The sequence below is a fragment of the Pseudomonas prosekii genome (assembly GCF_900105155.1).
In the GTDB taxonomy this organism is placed as follows: Bacteria; Pseudomonadota; Gammaproteobacteria; order Pseudomonadales; family Pseudomonadaceae; genus Aquipseudomonas; species Aquipseudomonas prosekii.
The window spans coordinates 1,191,255-1,212,454 of the sequence record NZ_LT629762.1; the positions used below are offsets into that span (position 1 = coordinate 1,191,255).

21 protein-coding genes, 1 tRNA gene and 2 pseudogenes are annotated in these 21,200 nt (G+C 53.8%); 9 read left to right on the forward strand and 15 right to left on the reverse strand.

Features of this window, described 5'->3' with window-relative positions:
- The first annotated feature begins 416 nt into the window (after nt 1–416).
- On the forward strand, nt 417–1,601 hold the full coding sequence (locus tag BLU01_RS05450) for a cyanate transporter (protein ID WP_092271758.1): 1,185 nt from the start codon (nt 417–419) through the stop codon (nt 1,599–1,601).
- Between the two features lie 219 nt (nt 1,602–1,820).
- Nucleotides 1,821–2,756, forward strand: coding sequence for a LysR family transcriptional regulator (locus BLU01_RS05455; RefSeq protein WP_092271762.1), 936 nt, complete (start codon nt 1,821–1,823; stop codon nt 2,754–2,756).
- Nucleotide 2,757: 1 nt separating this feature from the next.
- Here BLU01_RS05455 and BLU01_RS05460 read toward each other — a convergent pair whose 3' ends face one another.
- The 6 genes from BLU01_RS05460 to BLU01_RS05485 all read right to left on the reverse strand — a co-directional run bounded on the left by BLU01_RS05460 (nt 2,758) and on the right by BLU01_RS05485 (nt 8,402).
- Entirely contained in the window at nt 2,758–3,123 is a 366-nt protein-coding gene (locus tag BLU01_RS05460) for a 5-carboxymethyl-2-hydroxymuconate Delta-isomerase (RefSeq protein WP_092271765.1), read from the reverse strand.
- Between the two features lie 85 nt (nt 3,124–3,208).
- Nucleotides 3,209–4,156 carry a LysR substrate-binding domain-containing protein gene (locus BLU01_RS05465; RefSeq protein ID WP_092271768.1) on the reverse strand — a complete coding sequence of 316 codons (948 nt, stop codon included), beginning with the start codon at nt 4,154–4,156 and terminating at the stop codon, nt 3,209–3,211.
- Between the two features lie 87 nt (nt 4,157–4,243).
- Nucleotides 4,244–6,340 carry a DUF6311 domain-containing protein gene (locus tag BLU01_RS05470; RefSeq protein ID WP_092271772.1) on the reverse strand — a complete coding sequence of 699 codons (2,097 nt, stop codon included), beginning with the start codon at nt 6,338–6,340 and terminating at the stop codon, nt 4,244–4,246.
- The gene (locus BLU01_RS05475) at nt 6,337–6,723 is read right to left on the reverse strand and encodes a GtrA family protein (protein ID WP_092271775.1); all 387 of its coding nucleotides are present in this window, start codon (nt 6,721–6,723) and stop codon (nt 6,337–6,339) included. The genes BLU01_RS05470 and BLU01_RS05475 overlap by 4 nt, the downstream gene beginning before the upstream one ends.
- Entirely contained in the window at nt 6,720–7,430 is a 711-nt protein-coding gene (locus tag BLU01_RS05480) for a class I SAM-dependent methyltransferase (RefSeq protein WP_092271779.1), read from the reverse strand. The genes BLU01_RS05475 and BLU01_RS05480 overlap by 4 nt, the downstream gene beginning before the upstream one ends.
- 3 nt (nt 7,431–7,433) lie before the next feature.
- A complete protein-coding gene (locus BLU01_RS05485; protein WP_092271782.1) occupies nt 7,434–8,402 on the reverse strand; it encodes a glycosyltransferase family 2 protein in 969 nt (322 codons plus the stop codon).
- Nucleotides 8,403–8,682: 280 nt separating this feature from the next.
- Between BLU01_RS05485 and BLU01_RS05490 the strand changes: the two genes are divergently transcribed.
- From BLU01_RS05490 to BLU01_RS05500, 3 genes are all read left to right on the forward strand, one after another.
- Nucleotides 8,683–8,874 carry a YegP family protein gene (locus BLU01_RS05490; RefSeq protein ID WP_092271785.1) on the forward strand — a complete coding sequence of 64 codons (192 nt, stop codon included), beginning with the start codon at nt 8,683–8,685 and terminating at the stop codon, nt 8,872–8,874.
- Between the two features lie 101 nt (nt 8,875–8,975).
- The gene (locus BLU01_RS05495) at nt 8,976–9,671 is read left to right on the forward strand and encodes a DUF1963 domain-containing protein (RefSeq protein WP_092281473.1); all 696 of its coding nucleotides are present in this window, start codon (nt 8,976–8,978) and stop codon (nt 9,669–9,671) included.
- Between the two features lie 470 nt (nt 9,672–10,141).
- Nucleotides 10,142–10,510: a DUF6124 family protein gene (locus BLU01_RS05500; protein ID WP_092271788.1), complete on the forward strand. Its 369-nt coding sequence runs from the start codon at nt 10,142–10,144 to the stop codon at nt 10,508–10,510.
- Nucleotides 10,511–10,948: 438 nt separating this feature from the next.
- Here the strand turns inward: BLU01_RS05500 and BLU01_RS05505 are convergent, their stop codons facing one another.
- Nucleotides 10,949–11,851, reverse strand: coding sequence for a hypothetical protein (locus BLU01_RS05505; protein WP_092271791.1), 903 nt, complete (start codon nt 11,849–11,851; stop codon nt 10,949–10,951).
- Between the two features lie 620 nt (nt 11,852–12,471).
- Between BLU01_RS05505 and BLU01_RS05510 the strand changes: the two genes are divergently transcribed.
- Genes BLU01_RS05510 through BLU01_RS05520 form a run of 3 tightly spaced genes read left to right on the forward strand, consistent with a single transcriptional unit; the run spans nt 12,472 to nt 14,154 of the window.
- Nucleotides 12,472–13,017 (forward strand): PAAR domain-containing protein, encoded by a 546-nt coding sequence (locus BLU01_RS05510; protein WP_092271794.1) that lies wholly within the window; start codon nt 12,472–12,474, stop codon nt 13,015–13,017.
- A 10-nt stretch (nt 13,018–13,027) separates the two neighbouring features.
- Nucleotides 13,028–13,810: a hypothetical protein gene (locus tag BLU01_RS05515; protein WP_092271798.1), complete on the forward strand. Its 783-nt coding sequence runs from the start codon at nt 13,028–13,030 to the stop codon at nt 13,808–13,810.
- Nucleotides 13,795–14,154, forward strand: a complete 360-nt coding sequence (locus BLU01_RS05520; RefSeq protein WP_092271801.1) for a DUF7079 family protein — start codon at nt 13,795–13,797, stop codon at nt 14,152–14,154. Before BLU01_RS05515 ends, BLU01_RS05520 begins: the two co-directional genes overlap by 16 nt.
- Here BLU01_RS05520 and BLU01_RS05525 read toward each other — a convergent pair.
- From BLU01_RS05525 to tnpB, 3 genes and pseudogenes are all read right to left on the reverse strand, one after another.
- Nucleotides 14,101–14,300, reverse strand: a pseudogene (locus BLU01_RS05525) (DUF4113 domain-containing protein); the annotation flags it as partial. The gene BLU01_RS05520 and the pseudogene BLU01_RS05525 sit on opposite strands and share 54 nt — an antisense overlap.
- Nucleotides 14,301–15,013: 713 nt before the next feature.
- Entirely contained in the window at nt 15,014–16,558 is a 1,545-nt protein-coding gene (gene tnpC / locus BLU01_RS05535) for an IS66 family transposase (protein ID WP_092271806.1), read from the reverse strand.
- A gap of 16 nt (nt 16,559–16,574) precedes the next feature.
- On the reverse strand, nt 16,575–16,934 hold the full coding sequence (tnpB, locus tag BLU01_RS05540; RefSeq protein ID WP_231987099.1) for an IS66 family insertion sequence element accessory protein TnpB: 360 nt from the start codon (nt 16,932–16,934) through the stop codon (nt 16,575–16,577).
- A gap of 86 nt (nt 16,935–17,020) precedes the next feature.
- Between tnpB and BLU01_RS05545 the strand changes: the two are divergent.
- Nucleotides 17,021–17,203: pseudogene (locus BLU01_RS05545) on the forward strand (tyrosine-type recombinase/integrase); the annotation flags it as partial.
- 87 nt (nt 17,204–17,290) lie between these two features.
- Here BLU01_RS05545 and BLU01_RS05550 read toward each other — a convergent pair.
- From BLU01_RS05550 to purC, 5 genes are all read right to left on the reverse strand, one after another.
- Nucleotides 17,291–18,862, reverse strand: a complete 1,572-nt coding sequence (locus BLU01_RS05550; RefSeq protein WP_157720142.1) for a DUF2326 domain-containing protein — start codon at nt 18,860–18,862, stop codon at nt 17,291–17,293.
- Nucleotides 18,863–18,881: 19 nt separating this feature from the next.
- Nucleotides 18,882–19,103, reverse strand: coding sequence for an ABC-three component system middle component 7 (locus BLU01_RS28250; RefSeq protein WP_408003128.1), 222 nt, complete (start codon nt 19,101–19,103; stop codon nt 18,882–18,884).
- Nucleotides 19,090–19,944 carry an ABC-three component system protein gene (locus BLU01_RS05555; RefSeq protein WP_092271816.1) on the reverse strand — a complete coding sequence of 285 codons (855 nt, stop codon included), beginning with the start codon at nt 19,942–19,944 and terminating at the stop codon, nt 19,090–19,092. Before BLU01_RS05555 ends, BLU01_RS28250 begins: the two co-directional genes overlap by 14 nt.
- Before the next feature lie 368 nt (nt 19,945–20,312).
- Nucleotides 20,313–20,402, reverse strand: a tRNA-Ser gene (locus BLU01_RS05560).
- An 83-nt stretch (nt 20,403–20,485) separates the two neighbouring features.
- Nucleotides 20,486–21,199, reverse strand: coding sequence for a phosphoribosylaminoimidazolesuccinocarboxamide synthase (purC, locus tag BLU01_RS05565; protein ID WP_092271820.1), 714 nt, complete (start codon nt 21,197–21,199; stop codon nt 20,486–20,488).
- Between the last annotated feature and the right edge of the window lies 1 nt (nt 21,200).

Here is a 21,200-nt window from a genome sequence, read left to right on the forward strand (position 1 = left end):
TGTAGGAAAAATCAACGGGAAGCGCAGGAGTCCGGCGGGCGCGCGTGTCGGCAATGCCACAGCGCCCAGAAGGCCAATTCGGAGGGAAGTGCAGAAAGGGTCGGTGCAGTGGCGTTTAAAAAGCCACGGCCACGGTTAAACGCAGAAGCGCCGCTGGGTGCCGGATGCTGGAGTGCGACTGGCCGACCGTGCATAAAAAAACCGCAGAAAACCGAAGAGCAGCAGCGTCACACGGGTGATTGGGGGATTCAACCGGGAATTGAAGAACTTTGGGTGTGGACTGGCTAAACATTCCAGCCACGCCCCCCCCTGCGCGGGGCAGGTATTTAATTTCTAAATACCACGGCGGACTTTCTGATTTGCCGCGACCGCGTCCCTCGCGCCTAATCGGCGCCTTGTTTTTGTAAGGCTCACCGATGGAAAACGTTCGTGCAACAACCCGCCCTGCCCTGTGGTTGATGATCAGCATCATCCTTGTCGCGTTGAATCTGCGCCCATCGATGGCCGCTGTCGGCCCGCTGCTCTCGGCGATCCGCGGCGATATCCCACTGAGTTTCAGCCTCGCCTCTTTGCTGACCATGCTGCCGGTGATGGCGATGGGGCTTGCGATGTTTTTCGGCATCGGCGTCAGTCAGCGTTTAGGCGAGCAGCGCACCGTGGTGCTGTCGCTGCTGATCATCGGCGTGGCCACCGCTTCGCGATTGTGGCTGAATTCCGCCGCTGAACTGATCGCCAGCGCCATTGCCGCCGGGGTCGGCATCGCGCTGATTCAGGCGCTGATGCCAGCGCTGATCAAGTCGCGATTCAGCAATAACGTTGCGCTGTGCATGGGACTTTACGTCACGTCGATCATGGGCGGCGCGGCAATCGCAGCGGCGTTTGCGCCACTGGTGATGAGCCAAACCGGCAGTTGGCGCATGGGCCTGGCGTTCTGGGCGGCGCTGGCCTTGCTTGCGCTGCTGTTCTGGATGGCGCAGCGCCAATCGATTCCGCCATTGCCCGCGCAAACACCGCGTCGCGAATTCTTTTTCGCCAACTCCCGCGCCTGGTTACTCGCTTTCTTCTTCGGTTTGGGCACGGCGTCCTACACCTGCGTGCTCGCTTGGCTGGCGCCGTACTACGTGGAAAAAGGCTGGAGTGAACAGAACGCCGGCTTATTGCTGGGTTTTCTCACTGCCATGGAAGTGATCTCCGGTCTGCTGACGCCGGCCATCGCCAACCGCAGCCGTGATCGGCGTCTGGTTTTACTGGTGTTGTTGGGGCTGATCATGGCGGGTTTCTGCGGACTGATTCTCAGCCCGCAACATTTCAGCCTGTTGTGGCCGTGCCTGCTGGGTTTGGGGATTGGCGGGTTGTTTCCGATGAGCCTGATCGTGTCGCTTGATCACCTCGACGAGCCCCGGCGCGCGGGCGGGCTCACCGCTTTCGTTCAGGGCATCGGCTATTTGATCGCCGGCCTGTCGCCGCTGATCGCCGGGATGATCCGCGATCAACTCGGCAGCTTCGAATGGGCCTGGTGGTCACTGACCGCCATCGTCGCGCTGATGATGCTGATGGTGTTGCGATTTGACCCTAGGCATTACGCCAAACACATTCGCTGAACACATTTGCTGAACACAGTTGCTGAACCTGCGCGCGCGTCGGTGCAAACCTCGCCAACCCGGCGCTCGAAAATCGCAGGTCGTGTTCTCTACATTTTCTGTCCCACACCCGACAGGGAAACTTCCTACGAGCCATTCTCCTGGCACCATCGTTCCGTTAGGATCGTTCGCACACGTTTGCGCACCGTCAGCGCAAGGAGTTACAGCGAGGCAGAACGGATGCTGAACAGTAATTTGCTTAGAAAGCTCGACATGCAGGACCTCATGGTGTTCATCGCCGTGTACGAGCAAAGCAGCGTCACCGGGGTCTCGGAGGCCCTTTTTGTCAGTCAATCCACGGTGAGTTACTGCCTGAAAAAACTGCGCACCAGTTTCGAAGACGAGTTGTTTATCAACACCCGCAGCGGCATGCGTCCTACCTACAAAGCCAGCACCATGTACCCCCACGTGCTGAAAATCCTCGAAAGCATCAACTTGTGTCACGCCGGTGCTCACTCCTTCGACCCGACGGCGCAACCAGTCACTTTCAATATCTGCGCACCGGAATACTTCGAGCAGTTGATTCTGCCGCGCCTGTTGAAGAGTCTGGATTTCGCCGATTTGCCGGTGATGGTCAACATGCACAAATTCGAAACTGACATTCCGGCGGAAGAACTGCGCGATGGCAGCCTCGACCTGGTGATCTGTTTTGGTCCGAATTTTCACTGCAACCACAACGATCTGAAATCCCGACCGCTGCTGGAAGATGATCTGGTCTGCGTCTTCGACAAACGCGCGACGCCGCTGGAACCGCGTTTAAGCCTGCAAGCCTTTACCGAACGCCGACATGTGTTCCCGACGCCGTGGTCTTCGACTACCAATATGGTCGACGGCTGGCTGGCGCGGCAGGCGCAGAAACGCCAGATCGTGGCGCGATCAAACAGCTACAGCGCGGCGTTGAAGATGATTACTGGCACTGATTTCATTCTGACGTTGCCCCGGCGCATCCAGCGTTTGCTGGCCAACGAAGCGGTGTTCAACCATTGCGAAGCGCCGAACGGCTTGCCGGGTTTTTCCCTCGACATGCAGTGGAGCCAGAATGTCGATCAGGACAGCGCCAATGCCTGGCTGCGCGAGCAGGTGGTGAACGCCTGCGCCGAGCAGCAAGCGGCTTGAATCAGACGCCGATGGCGGTTTTCGCGTAGGACTCGCGATCAATGTCGAGGATTTCCACGCATAACTGGACCTCGACACCCGCCGGCCATTCACACAGATCCTTGACCACCGCCAACAGGCTCTCGGACAGCTGCTTTTTGATCTGCGGCGAGCGACCACTGAGCAGCGCCAACTTCACATGCACAAACGCTCGCTCGCCCATCGCGGTGCCGACCTTGAACGTCTCGACTTTCACCGCGCGACCCTTGATATCGAATTCCGCCGCAAACTGACCGGAACCCACCAACGTATTGTTGAGCCGAATCAACGCCACGTCGGCGTTCAATCCGGGCAGGTTGGCGGTGTATTCCATGTGCAGGTGTGGCATGGCGATGCTCCTGAGGTTGGGCGGAAAAGGCGCTACATATATCACACAGCGGTTTAGCAAAAAGTACGGTTTAGCACAGAGAGCCTTAGGCTCCGGCGGCTGTTTCTGTGCCGGTCTGGTCGGCGAAACCGCGCTCACTCATGAACGCTTCGAGCCGTGAACGCAACCAGCGCTCGGCCGGATCGGTGTCGACATGGCTGAGCCAGACCATCGACAAGTCCAGCGTCGGGGTCTTGAACGGAAACGGTTCCTGAAACAATTGCCCGGACGCCGCCATGGCTGTGGCGGTGTAGTCCGGCAGGCTGGCGATCAGGTCGGTGCCCGCCAGCAGCGCCGGCAACGAACTGTATTGCGGCACTGACAGCACGACCTGACGTGTCCGACCAATTTCCGCCAGCCATTCATCCGCGTAACCACTGACGTTCGCCGTGTGGGAAACCAGCACGTGTGGGCGTGAGCAATATTCGTCGAGGGTCAGCGGCGTGTCGGACGCGTCGGCGCGCAACAGGCTCGGGGTAATATGCCGCAGCAATTTGCGCTTGGCATTCGCCGGCAAACCGCGCGTCTGGCTGATACCAACGGTGATATCGCCCGAGGCCAACAGGTCGGGAATCCGCCAGTAATCGACGTGCTGAACCACGAACACGACTTTCGGCGCTTCTTGGCGTAATGCCCGTAGCAACGGTGGCAGCAGGCCGAATTCGACATCGTCCGACAGCCCGATGCGGAATGTCATGGTGCTGCTGGCGGGGTCGAAATCGTGGGTCAGGCTCAGCGCCACCGAGAGCGAGTCCAATGCTGGCGACAAATACTGAATCAATTCTTCGGCGCGCGCCGTCGGCTCCATGCGGTGGCCGACGCGAATGAACAGCGGGTCATTGAACATCGTGCGCAAGCGGTTGAGCGCGGCACTGATGGTGGGCTGGCCGAGGAACAGCTTTTCCGCCACCCGCGTCACGTTGCGTTCGAGCATCAATGTCTCGAACACCACCATCAGGTTGATGTCGGCTTTGCGTAGTTCATTGCGATTCATTCACTGCACCCCGGTCCCCAATACTCGGGGCAGTTTAGAAAGGCCGGGGGGTGGCGTCTATCGGCATGATCAGCGTTGTGCGCTGGCTCACTGTACGGTCAGCGCTTTCATCCCCAGGCCCAGAACGCGTTGATCCTCGCCGAGACCCAATTGTTTCGGGCTGATCGCGTCGGGTAGCTGGACATGAATTTGCACGATTGCGTCGCTGGCAACGGTTTCGCGGATAGCCGCGGTGATCGGGATTTCGATGCGATTGTCCTGAATACGCGTCAGGCGCGTGGTCAATGCCGGTACGCCGTTGAGGGTGAACACGGCGGTTTGTTCAGCGTGTTTCGGGAACACAAACGCCAACGCCTCAATGACGATCGACTGCGCCTGCGGGGGGATTCGCAGCAAAATATCGGCCTGCGCGCCGTCTGACCACGTGCCCCAATCTTCCGGCGCGCCCCAACCTTGGCTGAGGTGTTGAGACGTGTGATTGAACACTTGGCGCTGACCCACTTTGATCAGCGGAACCGACGGCATCTGGCGCCCTTCATCTTCGACCGCCAAACACTCGGCGCAGCGTTTCCAGCCTGGGGCGAGCACCACCAGACCGTCGATGCGCGTCAGCAGATCGGTTTGACTGTTGATGGTTTTCACCGCATCGAGTCGGGCTTTTTCGTCGAGGATGTACAGCGAGTCCGCCTCGTACTGACCGCTGTCGAGCATGCGCCGGGGCTTCTGCTCAGCCTGTTCCAGCGCTGAGGTACTCATGCGCCCGAGGTAAGTCGCGTCGGTTTTCAGCCCATGCACTGCAGCGAAATTGGCCAGTGGCTGCCAGGAATCCGGCTGGTTCTGCGGCGGTAACCGGCGAATGTTGGCGTAATGCGCTGCGGCGCTGTTCCAGAACGGATCCTGCAAAGGCGTCGCCCATTCGCTGGCCGGCGCCATCATTCGGCTCTGACGCAAACCGGCCCAGCCATTACGCGTATCCACGACCTGAACGCACAACGCGACCGCCACCAGACACATGGCGATACGCGGCCGATTACCGCGCACCACCAGGTAAATGATTACGAAAACGATGACGTAGAACGCCGGCCAGAACATGCGCCCGGACGCGCGGAAGATATTCGCCGATTTCACCAGTGCTTTCGGCAATGGATAGTGCGCGTTCAGCGAGCCGAGACCGATGTCGTTGGTCAATGCAAACAACAGCAGGCCGATCAATGCCAGCAACAGAATGGGCAAACCGCGCACAGCATTGGCGAATGCGGTTTTGCCGCGCAGCAGCGCAATGCCAGCGAAGATCGCCAGCAACAGCGTCCCCGCGCCGAGGTAGTTGAAGCCTTCATAGTCGCCGGGGCCTTCAGGCAAATTCGGGACTATCGCCGACCAGCCGCTGGCATCGACCAGCGACAACAGGTTCATCCGGTACAAACCAAAACCGCCCGCCACCGCGCCTTTGCCCACACTGAAATAGCCCGCCTGCCAACAACACAGGCTCACCAGCAAAAACAGCACGGCCCACTCGATCAGCGCGGTGCGGCGCGTCATCTGCCCTTTCCGGGTTCTGCCGACCAGATCGGCAATCCAGATCAGCGCGACCATCGCCAGCAAATAGGCGTGGACCAGCGCCGTCGCCGCCAGCAATGTGCCCCAAGCCCATCGGCGCTTTTGCACGCCGGGATGCAACGCCAAGTACAGCGCCGCCAGTATCAGAAAATGCCCGGCCAACGACAGGTGCCCGCCCATGCGCAAAAACATCGGCGGCGAAAACAGAAACAGGCCGGTACCCAGTAATCGCAGGACAACATTGGGCGTCAGCAACCCCATCAGCTTCCAGGCGAACCACGCCTGCAACACAAAACACGCCAGCAACCAGAGACCAAAATACTGGAAGGTCTCGGGCAACCAGGCGCTAAAGGGTTTGAACAGCAAGGCCAGCAGCGGATTGGAGTCGGAAAAAATGATCGCGCTGCCGAGTTCGATCCCGTAGGACGGATTAAGTCCGAGCGGAAAGGTCCACGGCGAATGTCGGAAAAATACCCAGCCCAAGTAGTGCGTCGCCGGATCGCCGCTTTCCAGCCACGCGATATTTTGCGGATCGAGTGCGCGCGGCCCAATCACCATGAAAAACGCGACAACGCCCATCAACAGAGGCAGCAGTGCCTGCGCCCAATGCTTGCCCGAAGCCTTCATCGATACGTCCAGAAGTTATGCAATACAAACGTGAAGGCCGGGATGGTCAACGCCACCGCACCGATCCCCAGCAAATAATTGAGCCCAGCAATTTGCGCCGCCCACGCGACGAACATCGCCAACAGAAATCCGCCGGCCGACACCAGCATGAAGCGCAGCAACGTGCGGCCATGCAATCGGGCGGAAAAACTCCAGGTGGTATTGATCAGGTAAGACACCACGGTGGCCACGGCGAACGCGACACCATTGGCCAGCGGCGGCACTGGCATCAAAAAGTTGATGAACAGCACCGCGACCACCGCGTGCAGCGCCGTGACAAACAACCCAGTCACGGCGAAGCGTAAAGCGCGTTTGATCAGCGCCGATTTTTTGATCGACGTCACGGCTTCTGCGCCAGCACGAATACGGTCAGGCCGGCCAGCCGATTTGCGCGCATGAGTGGCAGCTCGAGGCCGCACAAGGTTTTGAGGATCGAATTGACGGCAGGATGATGCTGCTTGAGTTGCGAGCGCGGCGGCGACGGCTGTGCGCCTTTGGGCAGCAAGCGCAGCGTCGCGGCAATCGGGAACACCGCGCCGAAATAGTAAGCGCCCTGCTTCACTGTCAAACCGGCGTCACGCGCGACTGTTTCAAATTGCGCCAGGGTGTAGCGGCGCTTGTGCTCAAGAAAGTCGTCGTGGCCGCTCCAGAGAAACTGAAACGCCGGCACCGTCATCAAAAAACGGCTGCCGGACGGGACTTTATCGACGTACGCCTTGAGCAATCCGACGTCGTCATCAACGTGCTCCAGCACGTCCATCAGCAGCACCAGATCAGCGTCCACCGATTCGATGCCGCGTCGGTAATGCACCGGTTTTCCGGCGGTGTTGGCGTCCGAATCGGCGTCGTAACTGATGTCTACGCACCACGCTTCATTCGCGGCGGTGTGGGTCAGCAGGTGATGAGTAAAAAACCCCGAACCGGCGCCCACATCGAGAATTTTGCGGATCGGCAAATCACCCAGCAATCGCTTGGTCGCCGCCGCTTTGGACGCGTAATACCAGTGCTGGTCGATGCTCGAACCGAGGATGTCGGTTTCCTTGAGATCCATGGTTCAGTCCTTGGGGTTATAGACGCGACGCACCAGGTAAACCGGTCGGCGTTTTGATTCGATATAGGTGCGACCGAGGTATTCGCCGAGCACGCCGATGCCCATTAATTGCAGGCCGCCGAGGAAGGTCACGGCCACCATCAGCGAAGCGTAACCCGGCAGATCGACGCCGGAAATCAAGGTGCGCAACACGATGAAAATGGCGAACGAGAACGACACCATCGAGACGAAAAGCCCCAGATAGGTCCAGACTTTCAGCGGGTCGGTGCTGAAACTGGTGATGCCTTCCAGGGCAAAATTCCACAGCCGCCAACCATTGAATTTGCTCTCGCCGGCCACCCGCTCCGGCCGCTCGTAATCGACGCGCGTGGTGCGAAACCCGACCCAGGCAAACAAGCCTTTCATGAAGCGCCGCGACTCGGGCAGTGAGTCCAACGCGTCAACCACGCAGCGGTCCATCAGGCGAAAATCACCGACATCCTTGGGCAGCGGTTGGTCGGCGATTTTGTTGTGCAGGCGATAGAACCAGTTGGCCGAAGTTTTCTTGGCCCAGGAGTCCGTACGGCGACTCACACGATGGCCCAGCACCACTTCAAAACCCAATCGCCACTGAGCAATCATCAGCAAAATGACTTCGGGCGGGTCCTGCAAATCGACATCGATCGGCACCACCACTTGCCCGGTGGCAGTCTGCAAACCGGCGGTGAGCGCCGCTTCCTTGCCGAAATTGCGGCTCAAATCGATGATGCGGATACGCCGGTCAGACTGCTGGCGCTCCAGCAGCAAACCCAGGGTCGTATCGCTGCTGCCATCATTGACGAAAACCATTTCCAGGCCGATCAGCGCCTCATCCTTGAAGACGTCAGTGATCCGCGCGATGAACAAATCGATAGTCGCCGCTTCGTTGCACACCGGAATAACGAGCGAAAGCTCGACATGCCCGGCCGTGTGCGTTCCATGCTGATGAGTCAATTGATTGCTCTTTTTTTTATAGTGATTTTTCTACAATCTTCGCTCGCCAAATTACTTGTCGGCGCCACGAACTGCCCCGTATTAAGCAGGAGCATGGGGTGTGATGCAAGGGCGAAACTGCGGCGGTTTTGGCCATCCTTGCGTCGCGCTGGCTCGTGTAGGAAATGCCCTCAAATCATTGGAAACAAATGCTCGATGGCCAAAAAAATCAGCTCCGCTAGGCTTGCTGACATGCGGCACACAGGTTGTCGCAAATGATCAATCGCAGGGAGCGAGCTGAATGTATTTCGAGATTTACAGGCAATCCAAAGGCACCTCGAACACTGGCAAGGGACAGTGGCGCTGGCGGTTACGGGCCGGCAACAACGAGACGGTTGCCAGCGGCGAGTCGTATGTGAACAAGGCAGATTGTCTGCACGTGATCAAGTTGATCATGGGTGTGCAGGAGGGAACGCCGGTCAAGGAGATCTGACGGCACAAGCCGTGCTGCTCACGTTGGGTGAGCAGCTCTCGGATCACTCAACTCGACAACGCACTGTCGACTGCGGCATGCCTGACCAGGAGCTTGATTTCATGGAGAGAAAGGACATCAGGAAACACCTCGCCCGGCCGGCGATCAAGTTTGCCGCCGGCGGATTTCGCCCCACTCTGAGTGACGATGAAAGCTGGCTCGGAAAAGTATTCCTTTTCCGCCCCGACGAAACAGTCCCGAAAAATGCTGCGGGCATCGAGCTACACCCCTACGCCCAGTTGTACCTGCCCGACTTGCCGTTCTGCAGTTCGGCCCTTCGCGGAATTCGCGTCCTCACCGTGTTCATCTCCGAGCCCTTCCCCGAGCCGTTCGAAGCCATGGGCGATAACTGGCTGATTCGTGAATACAGCTTCGATGAGGTGCTGGTGCGCAAAGACTTCGCCTCTCCCGATTCGCCTCTAAAGCCCTTCGCATTGAAGGCCGAATTGGTCGAAGAGGACTTTCCATTGTGGGACGGTGGCGGGATACCCAGAGACGTTGAGCTTGAAATACTCAAACTGGAGGACTCCGGGGAAATTGAATCGTATTACGACTTGGTGACTCATGTGTTCGAACACAAGATCGGCGGCTATCCGTCGTACTGCCAGCCCGGTGATGATCCGGGGGATGATTTTGATTTTGTGTTTCAGATCTCGTCGGATACGAAGATCAATCTGAACGTTGTGGACAGCGGGAGTTTGATGTTCTGGCGGAACAGAGTCAGCGGGGAATGGGCGATTTATTACGATTTTTATTAGAGAACCGGATGCGCAGCGTTCACATGCTGGACGCTGCGGCGTTTATCAAATCCTGAAAAAGCAAAAGCCTCGTAATCCTTTCGGTTGCGGGGCTTTTTTATGATGGCAGTGGCGGGCTTACACAAGTTTAAAACCTGGCGTTTAGCGACACCGGTTGTTACTTCCTAAAGGCTACAAAACCTTGTGCCTTTGCCTACAGGTAAGACAGAATCCACCGGCTTGTGCGCCATGCCCCCGGGCCCTATCGTTTATCTGCCACTGCTTATCAGTGGTCGGGTTTAGTAGCTCGGTATCTAGCGGTGCACCGGCATCTGTCAATCAGGTAGTTACACACCTGCATTTGATGGTGGCTGTGCGCAGGGCGCCCTAGGGCGCGCCGGATTGCTAGGTCCCCGGTCTACTAACCTGCGAACAGCCGCCACCCTTTCGTTTAGTAGCGAGAGAGAAGCAGCCCTATCCGGACCTGACTTATGTTCAAAGTAACGCCGAATCCGCCTCACACCGATCCAGTACCTTACGACGCCACTTTTGATCTTGATCCCGAAAAGATGAAAGTAGCCGCCGACCGCGCCCTCCTCTTCTACCTCAACCCCGGGGCGACGAAAGCGCAGATAGCGCCCCGCAAACCCAGCAGCATTTTTGTCATCGACGCAGCGGCTGATGACGAGACACTACTCGTCGACGCCTGCGCATCACTGGGCTCCGCCAGCGCAATAGTCAACGACCTCATCGACCTGGCAGACAACCCACGACGCCAAACACTACTGGTGCTGCAACGAGTGATCCTGATGGGCGAGCTCGCGGTCAACCGCGTACTGGATAACCACAAACCTGGCTAATCACCAGTCTGGTGAGGGGATTGCCCCCTCACCACAATCCCTTCGATGAAATACATCCCCGTGGCGAGGGGGCTTGCCCCCGTCGGGTTGCGCAGCAGCCCCAAAACCGCCAACGATTTCTTCCTGAGACACCGCGATAGCCGATTGGGGCCGCTTCGCAACCCGACGGGGGCAAGCCCCCTCGCCACGGGTGGGGGGTGTTGCGGATAGAAGTGTTTGACGGCATGACGGATAGCCCGCCACTACAAAAAAAATCCCGGAAACGAAAAAGCCCCCGTAATCAATGATCACGGGGGCTTTGTCTTGTTTCAATAATGGCGGAGAGATAGGGATTCGAACCCCTTCCGTTGTCGCCACAGGCCGCTTAAGGCCAACAAAAACGGGAATTTCCGCTCGTTCCTTTGTCGTCAAGCGGCCTATTGCGGTCTCAAGCTTGCCCTAAACATCATCATGAATTCGCTCGAGGTCTAGATCTGAAGTGTTACGCGCCAATGGCTTCAGTGCATCCTGAATCGCTGCCATCTTGGACGAGGGTCTCATTACATCCTGAAGCGCAGCTATATGCGCCATGGGCTTAAGTGCGTCTTGTATTGCAGCAATCGCCGCCGAAGGTTTCAGTACATCCTGAATCGCAGCCATCGCCGAAGGATTCATTGCGTCTTGAATCGCAGCCATCGCGGCCGAGGGTTTCATTGCGTCTTGAATTGCAGCCATCGCGGCCGAAGGTTTCATTGCGTCTTGAATTGCAGCCATCGCGGCCGAAGGTTTCATTGCGTCTTGAATTGCAGCCATCGCGGCCGAAGGTTTCATCGCGTCTTGAATTGCAGCCATCGCGGCCGAAGGTTTCATTGCATCCTGAAACGCTTCCAGTTGCGCCCATTGCATCACTGTAGCCAGGCGAATAGCGTCCAAAATTGGTCCGAGTGATATGCCGAGGTTTGGCAAATGCCCAGGCGTGCTCACACGATTTTCTCGCATTAACGGCTGTTGTATTGTGCGAGCTGTGACGCGGAATGCGTCAAGATGGATGAGTCCCAGTGCGGCCGCAACATGCTCCGCTTTATCGGACGACACACCCCAGTAGCGTGATATACGCAGTGAAATTGGCGCGATGAATTGCTCCATTGCTAACGATTGGCCGGAATAAGCGGGTCCATTGTGTTTAGCCTGCGAGCGCAACTCTTCGTATCCGCCATATCCGAGGATTTGAGCAAAGGTTTGCTGCGCGAAAGAACGCTTTGGCTTAACAGACTGATCGGGATGGTGCTTACTAAGCTTGGAAATAGAGCTTTTGATGCGACCGCTATCAAAGTCGGCCGATGTAACGGGAATACGAATCATAAAACACCTCATACAGGCGCACAGAGTTCATACAGCAGCTGGCGAGCCGTGGTGCACCTGACTAGGGTCAAGTTTCGTATCAAAAGAATAGGTATCGCGACTGAAGCAGTTTGGTCTCGTATCCTAAGAATTCGCGCAAGGCCAGCAGCGCCGAACGAGACCAGTCCGGCTTAGCAGAAATCTTAAAGATCTAAAAAATATTGTCAAGCTAAACCAAAGACTTCCTAGTTATCGAAGCTCCGAGGACGCAGCTTCCCAAGCTGATGATGACGGTTCGATTCCCTTCACCCACTCCACTATTTTCAAGGCCTCCAGCCTACCCATACTCACTAAAGTGTCTGTTTAGGTGTCTGTTTTCAAATTTAACCGAACGCCTGCTAAAAGAAACAGACACCAACACTAAGTCACCCTCCGAAATCAATTCTCCCCATCGGCATACTGTCAGCCGGTATCCCACCTGCACGTCTCTTCCCCCAGCTCATGAAGCTTGGTAATTACTCGGGCTCCATCATTTCCCGTCGCTCGTCCTTGGCATGACCTTGCGAAAATTTTCGCGAGCCATTTCTCAGAGCAGGTCTGATACAGTGGTTCCCGTTAAATTCTTTGACAGGGAGTCAAGTATGGCGAAGCCAGCTGCACGTATCACCGACCCAACCAGTTGCCCCATACCTGGGCACGGCCCAAAAGCAATCGCGTCCGGCTCTCCTGATGTGTTCTTCGACGGTCTTGCAGCCGCTCGCAAAGATGACACGTGTAGCTGCGGCAGCGCCCTAGCCTCGGAAGTGTCCGGCACCGTGTTTATCAACGGAAAGAATGCCGCACTGCTCGGTACAGTCGGCACCCATGGCGACGTGGTGATCGGTGGCTCGGGTACAGTCATCATCGGCAGCGCTCATACCCCTGCCGGTTTCATTCAGCCCACACCCATGGTCATCCACGGAAACTGGATCGGCTTCAAAATTCCCGCTGAAGAAAGCTACGCAGGGTTTGCTTGCACAGCGCACTTTGACGACGGGTCTTCCATGTCCGGCGTCTTCGACGCAAATAACTTGATCAAATTCTCCAACCCAACTGGTAAAACATGCCATACCTTGGCATTCGCACAGCAAGAGAATATCTGCACAACATCAGGTATAGACGGACTGCTTAAAGACATTTTGGGATAAGGAAATTCTCGTGACTGAACCGTACCTGATAACCGGAAGCTACATCGTAAAAAGTGAGCATACGCTTGACCAGTCTCCACTTGAGCTGGCAGTTGCAGGTATGGAGGGCGCTGCAACTCGCTTCTCAATTGATGCCATTAGTGACGAACGAGTTCGTGCGAGTTATGAGAGCAGTATTCGGCGGATGTCGCAGCAAATCTTTGCTGACGTAAAGGCTGGAAATATTACAGTGGAAGAAGGTGCTAGGTTCAGCAACGAGTATCGCAATAAAATCATGTTTGAACACCGAAGATGGACATCTGCCCAAGGTTTGGCCATCGTGCAAAAAAAGAAAAGGGGCGGTAAAACACACATAGACAACTTGAACGAAAAATCTCAAGCCCAGTTCAACAAAAACTACGAGCAACTTTCGAGCTCGCAAAAAAAAGAAGTCTTATATAGAGCTTTGGAGCGGTCTGGCGGCGGCAACACAAAATTTACCGCTGGCACCAAACTTATGACCGCCATGGGCAAAGTCGGCATCATCCTTACGGCAGCGATAGCCACTTACCAAATTCTGAATGCAGATGACAAGCCTAAGGAAACGGCTAGGCAGGTCACAATCCTGAGCGGTGGTGCAGCAGGTGGCTTTTTTGCGGGCTTGGGTATTTCGGCAATTTGTGGTCCAGGCGCACCTGCTTGCGCTATTGCTGTTGTACTCATCGGAAGCGCTGTTGGAGCCATAGCCGGTGGAGTCGCTGCCGATACACTCGACGCAGAGCTAGAGGAGTTGGCCCATTGGGACATCTTTTAACCCCTGCTGAAAGAGCAAGTATTCAGATAGCGCTTGCCGAAGCATTTGTGGATAGTGCTGTTGACTATGCTTATATTGCTGAACGGATCCGAGGCTACGACCTAAAAGTCGTGGAAGAAATCCTGTACTCAGAGGTTGCACCGGTATGTTTTAGCAATCTTGAAACGCCTATTCCACCGATCTGGACAGGATTTAAGGACGATTGGCTCTTGACTGAAATTGAGAAAGAACTTCAAGCGCGTTCACGTAGCGGGATTCGACGAGTGTTTGATAAGTTGAAAGTAGCCTGGCTACGCTATAGCTACGGATACATCTGGAAAGAGATCATGAGTTTCATAGTGTGAAGAAATTTTCCATAGCTGGTCAATTTTTGTAGTGTAACTCTGACTCTTCATCTCCCGCCGCATACCCCAATCGGGGTTGGTGGGCACGCTGGCGGCTCGAAGTGTCCCTCTTTCCATCGACCATTTATCTCGTCCAGTACTGCCAAAGTCCCCACGGAACGCTCAAGGGTACGAGTCAGTGAGTTGATAGACCCTGCCCTCAAACTCATGAGGGAGATTGTCGCCGCCGCCAAGGACGCACAAGTCGAAGAGGTCACCCTTATCCAACGCGACAACATCACTTCCAAAAAATGAAAGTGAGATTCCTTTTTCGCAGCTCCACCAGCGGCTTACTGTGGAGTGGTAAAACATTGAGCAACTGGTTTACCGTAAACGCTCCATGAACCCCACACTCAAAGTCACCACCTGATCCCAGACGCGGTGCGCCATATTTCTATACCTGTGGCACATAAATAGCTCACCTACCATTTTGCTGGCATAAAAATGCCAATGTTTAGCTATTTTAGTGGCACAAAAATGTCAAAGTTTGGTTATTTCAATGGCACAAAAATGCCAAGACCAGGTATTTCAGGTGGCACAAAAGATGCGCGCTATTTCTGTGGTATTTAAATGCCATTTCAATGCCACGGAAATGCAGAAGCACGCCCTATCTGTGCTCATGTGAGCCATTTTGGACCTGTACCGGGGGTAGGATTATTTTTGTACCGGGGGTAGGATTTTATATTTTTACAGGGCTTTGGAGGCCCAAAAAACGTACCGAGTCTATTACGTGCTGGGTGGATTTGGCGGTACACCAAAGGATGTCGAGGCTTCCCTAGCATACGATTCGATCCACTCACCCCACGTTTAGGGTTCAGGTTTAACGTGATATCTCTGGCGAGCAGTTCCACGGCAACAGTGCCTCATAGTCTGCCACCGACTGCGCATGTGGTAACTGCTCCAGTACGTGGCGTAGCCACGTATAAGGCTCTTGGCCGTTGACCTTGGCGGTCTCCACTAGGCTGTAGATCTGAGCACTGGCAGTAGCGCCTTTGGCCGTGTCGCTGAACAGCCACGCCTTGCGACCGATAACAAACGGCTTTATCGCGCGTTCCGCCGCATTGTTGTCGATCGGTAAAAACCCGGCCTCCACGTAACGCTCCAGCCGGCTCCAATTGTTGGCAAGATAGTTAACCGCCTTGCCCAGCACACTTTGCGGCGTCACTTGGGACTGAGTTTTATCCAGCCAGCTTTTCAACTGGGCTAGGATCGGCAGGCTCTTTTCCTGTCTGCCGATAAATCGTTGCTCGTCACTGACGCCCTTTAGTTCACGCTCGATGCCGTACAGCTTGTTGATCATCGTCAGGGCGATATCGGCACGTCCCGCCTTGCCCTTGGGCTGTACCTTTTGAGCATCGACAAACTTGCGCCGCACATGGGCCATGCACGCCAGACGTTCCACTCCGGGCTGTAATGCCAAGGCGTTGTAACCCGCGTAATCATCGGTCATGACGTAGCCACGATAACTTTCCAACAGGCGCAACGGCACTTCCTGCGCACGGCTGGAGGTGTAGTCAAACAGCACGACTTTTCGAGCCGGCGGCCCGCTGGCTTGCACCCACATCCAGGATTGGCTGGTTGGGTCTCGATCCGGTTCTTTAAGTACCTGGACGCGGGTTTCATCACAGTGGACGACAGGGCTTTCCAGCAACCGATCCCGCATCAGATTTAATAACGGTTGCAAGTGCTCGCCGCACTGGATGACCCAGCGCGCCAACGTTTGGCGAGGGATGTCCACACCATGACGGGCAAGTACGGTTTCAAATCGGTGGAGCGGCAGGCCGTCGACGTATTTAGTGGTCAACAACATCGCCAAGACACTCGGACTGGCCATGCTCTTTTCGATCAACTGAGCCGGTTTGTCAGCAGTGACCGGCGCCGCTTCACAACCACGACACCCGTAGACTTTGCGGATGTGTTTGATCACGCGGATTTGCATCGGCACGATATCCAGCTGCTCGCTAGTTTCTTCGCTGACGACATGCTTGCGGCAACCACAGGCACACGTCAGTTCGTGCTCGGGAAGTTCGTGGATGACTTCGATGCGCGGCAGATCAGCAGACAGAGGCTTGCGCTTGCCACGACGTGAAGTCGGAGCAACAACTTCTTCGTCAGCGTCGCCGATTGAAGGCATCGGCTCGCTTTCGGGCTCGTTGAACAACGCCAGTTGAGGGGTATTGGGTTCAACGGTCTGCTCGGATTTGCGACCGAACAAACGGTCGCGCAGCAGCTTGATCTGTTCTTTCAGATCGACGATATGAGTCTGGTATGCCTCAGCCGTTACCTGCTGACGACTGAGTGCCTCAAGCAACATTTGCTTGAGCAGAACAGGGTCGTCAGGGAGGTCTTCGGGCATCAAATTCATGCCCGGATTATACCCGTCAGGCGACGAATCTTGGCGTTAAAACCTTGTGTGGACGGTTGCGCCAGAGATCAAATCCATCCAGTAGCCAGTTCAGTTCTTGGACGGTCAGCACGATAGCCTCGTCCACCTCTTCGGGTGAAGTCTTAAAACGCTCGGACTCCAGGCGCTTGAGCCAAAGGCAGAAGCCGTTACGCTCCCAGTACAACACTTTGACCCGATTACGGTGGCGATTCAGAAAAACAAAGAGCACGGGGTCAAACACCGCGACCTTGATATCCAGTTCGACTAGCGCAGCTAGGCCATCAATGGACTTTCGAAAATCTACCGGCTTTGGGTAGAGGTACACTTTTTCAACGCTGGCATTGGGACGCATCATGGTGATGGACTCCTGATGGAAATCGGGAGGACAGCATCAGCCGTCAGCTATCCGCTTGGAATGTGGGGTTCATGGAGCGGATACGGTTTACCGCCCTCCTGAAAAAGACCGAAGTCCGCCACAGAGGTGCCAATCAGTGTCGCCACACGTTTGCCAGCCAGATGCTGTCGAGCTATGTGCCAGTCGAATGGGTGGCCAGGCAGCTTGGGCACGCCGACACAACAATGGTGAGAAAACACTACGGTAGATGGATACCGAAGGACACTTAAAGCAAGGCGGGTATAGTCTCAAAAATGTTGGGTTTTCGCCAAGATCAAGCTCAAAAATCGAAAGTTAAACATTATGAAGAACGGCCGTCACTTCGCGTTCTTCCATTTAACATTGAATGCCATCCGATCTTTATCCAGCTTAAGAAACATTGCTTCAGTAATCACTTTCCGCACACCCGCCTGATACTTGCTAACTTCATCAATCGAAATAAAAACCTGCTTACTAAAAGAGCTGTAGATCTCCACCAAATGCTCTATTGCAGGAGTATCCATATTTTTGAATAACAGACTATCATGAATAATTACCGGAAGAACAGTTAACCGGAGAAACGTCAGATCTAGGGCGATCATGTTTGCAAAACCTTTCCCGGTTCCCCGATCATCGCCATGATCAAATTTATAATCTTTCTCACCCAGTGTAAGCACCGGTGAAATAGCTTTATTGCTGTAAATTTTTGTTATTTCCTCTTCGATTCCTGCATTAAGTCCGACTTCTATCTCTGCAACCGAACTCTCCAGCGCCGAGTCAATATCAGCCTTCAATCTCTTGATTTCATTTTTTGCCTCTGCACTCATCGTCCAGTATCGATTCTGCTGAATCAGAGCATTTTGCTGACGATCGAGATCTATCAAGCGCTCTAACAAATGAACCGAATCCTCACGGGAATCCACGAGATTTAAGAGCGAGTTATCAACTTTGGCTATATCGGCTTGGGCAGCGCCTAAAGCTTCTATTAGAACAACTTGTTCTGCTTTCAGCTGATCCTTCAGAATATTTGTAATACCTGAATGAAAGGATTCTACCTCTAACAATTTCTTCGAATCGACTTCAGGAAAAAAAGTGAGTACCGATTGAAAATCCCTACTACTTACAATCTTCGCATTACCTAAGTTTGACTCCACTCGGCTTAACTGCGTTTGAAGATCCAGCTTATACTCTACCAAGGCATCTTTTTGAAGTTTCAACTCAAGACTTTGCTCATTGATTATAGAGCGTATATCCGTAACATTTCTCTTCAGTGCATGCTTAATCTTCTCAACCTCAGAAAAAAGCTGACTGATTACTGAATCGTTTTTAGATACCTGCGCTTTTGTGATTTTTTTTACTGCACCAGAGTTAAATGTACCATTAATGTCCTTTAGCGCTTTCTGAGCTCCGGCACGTTCCTGCTCCAGCTGAGAAATTAGCCAGTACATATTGAACATTTTTAGAATACGCTTTCTGACAACCTCCCATTTCTCCCGCACGGTTAGGTCCAAGGGACGTTTGTGGTTGTAGTTATTTCTTTGATAAATTCTAAAGAAACCGCTAACACAATCACGAAATGAAATTTCGCCTGCACTGGTAATATAGTTATCTTTAAGAAAACTAGTAAACTCTCGAAGCGTGAGCATTCGCCCTTGTTCAACGCAGTAAACTGACTCAGGTGCTTCGGTATTCCGAATAAAGAGATAGCTTTTATCGAATTGAAATTCCATCACAACTTCTAAATGACCAACATTTTTAATTACATCATCGCACTTTGTCGGAAAGTCGCTTCCACCAAATGCAAAGTCAATCAACATCAAAACTGATGACTTACCTATTGAGTTATGCGCATCATCCGCACCCACAACTGCATTCAGCCCTAACTTGAAATGGATAGAGGACTGGATCAATTTCTCGCATGTAATAGATTTAAGCAAGCTGAATGACCCCAGAGGTAAAGTTTACGTTTATTTTTCTTAAAACAAACAGCAAGTCGAGAGCATCTATAAACTCCGACACATCGAAAAATACATCCTTATGATTCAGATACACTGCTTGAACAGTATCATTATCTTTTAAAACTTCCAGCAACTTAGCTGCCCTAGGGAGACAACTATCTTCTAATGATATTATTTTATTAGGCAGTATCATCAGAAAAAATCTCACAATTCTGAATAAAATAAGAAACCAACACTTCAGATTTAGATCGTTCCTTGATCCCAGTGTTAGTCATAAACCATACACACATTTCTTCAAATATTTGACTTTGATCAAAACCCTGCATTAACAACAGCGTGTAATAGCTCTTAACTTGAGAACAGATAAATAAAGACTTCGCCTTTTCCTCTAACTCGAGCTTTCTCAAGGACTCCCTAATAGGAGCGAAAAAACTCAGGATATACTGCCCAATCTTCATTTCATTCATGACGCCTAGGGTTTCATCTTTCTTCTGCGAAAGCTTTAAGGCAGCAAATGACAGAGTTGTATTTTTAATATCCAACTCACTAAGGGTTTCCAAATCCCTAGCTACAACCGCTATATCTTTGTGAAGAGTTTGCCTGTCCCAAGTTTGTGAAAGCGCTTTAATTTTGTTGATTGTCTTTTTTATCTCAACCAACTGCCTGTATTCCTGCACTGTCTTCTTAGTATCATAAATTTTATGACACTCTTTACACAGTGCGATAAAGTTCTCTTCACAATCGATGTCATCTGAAAGCACTTCTTCAGCGATTAGTATACGTTTTTCATGTTCGGTCGCATTTAGCGGATAGATATGTGCGATGTCGAAAACCCGCACACGTTTTGAGCCTTTCTTAACCATGAGCGCTCGTCTGCAGAGCGGGCAAAGTCCTTGGACTTCGCAAAGCAAGCTCATCTTAACCGTGTCAGTAACATTTGCTCTCCTAAGCTGATCTGACAAGTGTGAAGCTCCATCAATATTGAAACGGTCGACCGCTAGCAAGCGTGCCGCTATGACGACACCTTCGAGCATGCCAGGACCCGATTAAGAAATGGCTTTAAGACTATAGCACCCAGATTACTGCAAGCTACTGATTCGCCATCATTCTGTCCAGTAGACACCTGCTATTCAGCCCGGACGTCTTTTGACAATGCTCAGATCGGATACTCAATCATCTGTTGGAATGCTCACCGTCCGTGCCTGAAGGGAAGGTGGCGCGCCTCTAGGTGGCGATTGCTGATGAGACACACCCGAGCGCTGTGCGGGTATTGAACGGCGCAGAGCGATTGATTAGAGCCTCAGAGGCGTGCACTTTGCCCTAAAAAAGCCCCAACCAAAAAGCCATAAACGAAAAAGCCCCCGTAATCAATGATCACGGGGGCTTTGTCTTGTTTCAATAATGGCGGAGAGATAGGGATTCGAACCCTAGGTACCGGTGAAGGTACAACGGATTTCGAATCCGTCCCATTCGGCCACTCTGGCATCTCTCCAACGGCGCGCATCATAACAACACTTTCGCCGGATGCGAAGCCCCTAAGCGAAATTTTTCCGTGCTATCAGATGCTTGCGTCGATTAAAGCGGTACGCCCAGACGATTGGCGACTTCTTCGTAGGCTTCGATGACGTCACCGAGGCCCTGGCGGAAGCGGTCCTTGTCCATTTTCTTGCCGGTAGCCTTGTCCCACAGACGGCAGCCGTCCGGGCTGAATTCGTCGCCCAGGACGATGGAGCCGTCGGAGAACACGCCGAATTCGAGTTTAAAGTCGACCAGCAGCAGGCCGGCGTCGTCGAACAGTTTGTTCAGGACTTCGTTGACCTTGAGCGACAGTTCTTTCATGCGAACCAGTTGCTCGGCGGTGCCCCAGCCGAATGCCACAACGTGGGATTCGTTGATGAACGGGTCGCCCTTGGCGTCGTCCTTCAGGAACAGTTCGAAGGTGTAAGGGTTGAGCTTCATGCCTTCTTCGACGCCCAGACGCTTGACCAGGCTGCCGGCGGCGTAGTTACGCACGACGCACTCGACCGGGATCATGTCGAGTTTTTTCACCAGGCATTCGTTGTCGCCCAGCAGTTTGTCGAATTGGGTCGGTACGCCGGCCGCTTCGAGTTTCTGCATGATGAAGGCGTTGAACTTGTTGTTCACCATACCTTTGCGGTCGAGCTGTTCGATGCGCTTGCCGTCGAACGCCGAGGTGTCGTTGCGAAACAGCAGGATCAAGCGGTCAGCGTCGTCGGTCTTGAAAACCGATTTGGCTTTACCGCGGTAGAGTTCTTCACGTTTTTCCATG

Coding starts and splice junctions, on each gene's coding strand:
- BLU01_RS05510 (WP_092271794.1), top strand. CDS start 12,472: ATGGCGAAGCCAGCTGCACGTATCACCGACCCAACCAGTTGCCCCATA.
- BLU01_RS05480 (WP_092271779.1), bottom strand. CDS start 7,430: ATGGATCTCAAGGAAACCGACATCCTCGGTTCGAGCATCGACCAGCAC.
- tnpB (WP_231987099.1), bottom strand. CDS start 16,934: ATGATGCGTCCCAATGCCAGCGTTGAAAAAGTGTACCTCTACCCAAAG.
- BLU01_RS05450 (WP_092271758.1), top strand. CDS start 417: ATGGAAAACGTTCGTGCAACAACCCGCCCTGCCCTGTGGTTGATGATC.
- tnpC (WP_092271806.1), bottom strand. CDS start 16,558: ATGAATTTGATGCCCGAAGACCTCCCTGACGACCCTGTTCTGCTCAAG.
- BLU01_RS05490 (WP_092271785.1), top strand. CDS start 8,683: ATGTATTTCGAGATTTACAGGCAATCCAAAGGCACCTCGAACACTGGC.
- BLU01_RS05455 (WP_092271762.1), top strand. CDS start 1,821: ATGCTGAACAGTAATTTGCTTAGAAAGCTCGACATGCAGGACCTCATG.
- purC (WP_092271820.1), bottom strand. CDS start 21,199: ATGGAAAAACGTGAAGAACTCTACCGCGGTAAAGCCAAATCGGTTTTC.
- BLU01_RS05555 (WP_092271816.1), bottom strand. CDS start 19,944: ATGCTCGAAGGTGTCGTCATAGCGGCACGCTTGCTAGCGGTCGACCGT.
- BLU01_RS05495 (WP_092281473.1), top strand. CDS start 8,976: ATGGAGAGAAAGGACATCAGGAAACACCTCGCCCGGCCGGCGATCAAG.
- BLU01_RS28250 (WP_408003128.1), bottom strand. CDS start 19,103: ATGATACTGCCTAATAAAATAATATCATTAGAAGATAGTTGTCTCCCT.
- BLU01_RS05470 (WP_092271772.1), bottom strand. CDS start 6,340: ATGAAGGCTTCGGGCAAGCATTGGGCGCAGGCACTGCTGCCTCTGTTG.
- BLU01_RS05465 (WP_092271768.1), bottom strand. CDS start 4,156: ATGAATCGCAATGAACTACGCAAAGCCGACATCAACCTGATGGTGGTG.
- BLU01_RS05500 (WP_092271788.1), top strand. CDS start 10,142: ATGTTCAAAGTAACGCCGAATCCGCCTCACACCGATCCAGTACCTTAC.
- BLU01_RS05460 (WP_092271765.1), bottom strand. CDS start 3,123: ATGCCACACCTGCACATGGAATACACCGCCAACCTGCCCGGATTGAAC.
- BLU01_RS05505 (WP_092271791.1), bottom strand. CDS start 11,851: ATGATTCGTATTCCCGTTACATCGGCCGACTTTGATAGCGGTCGCATC.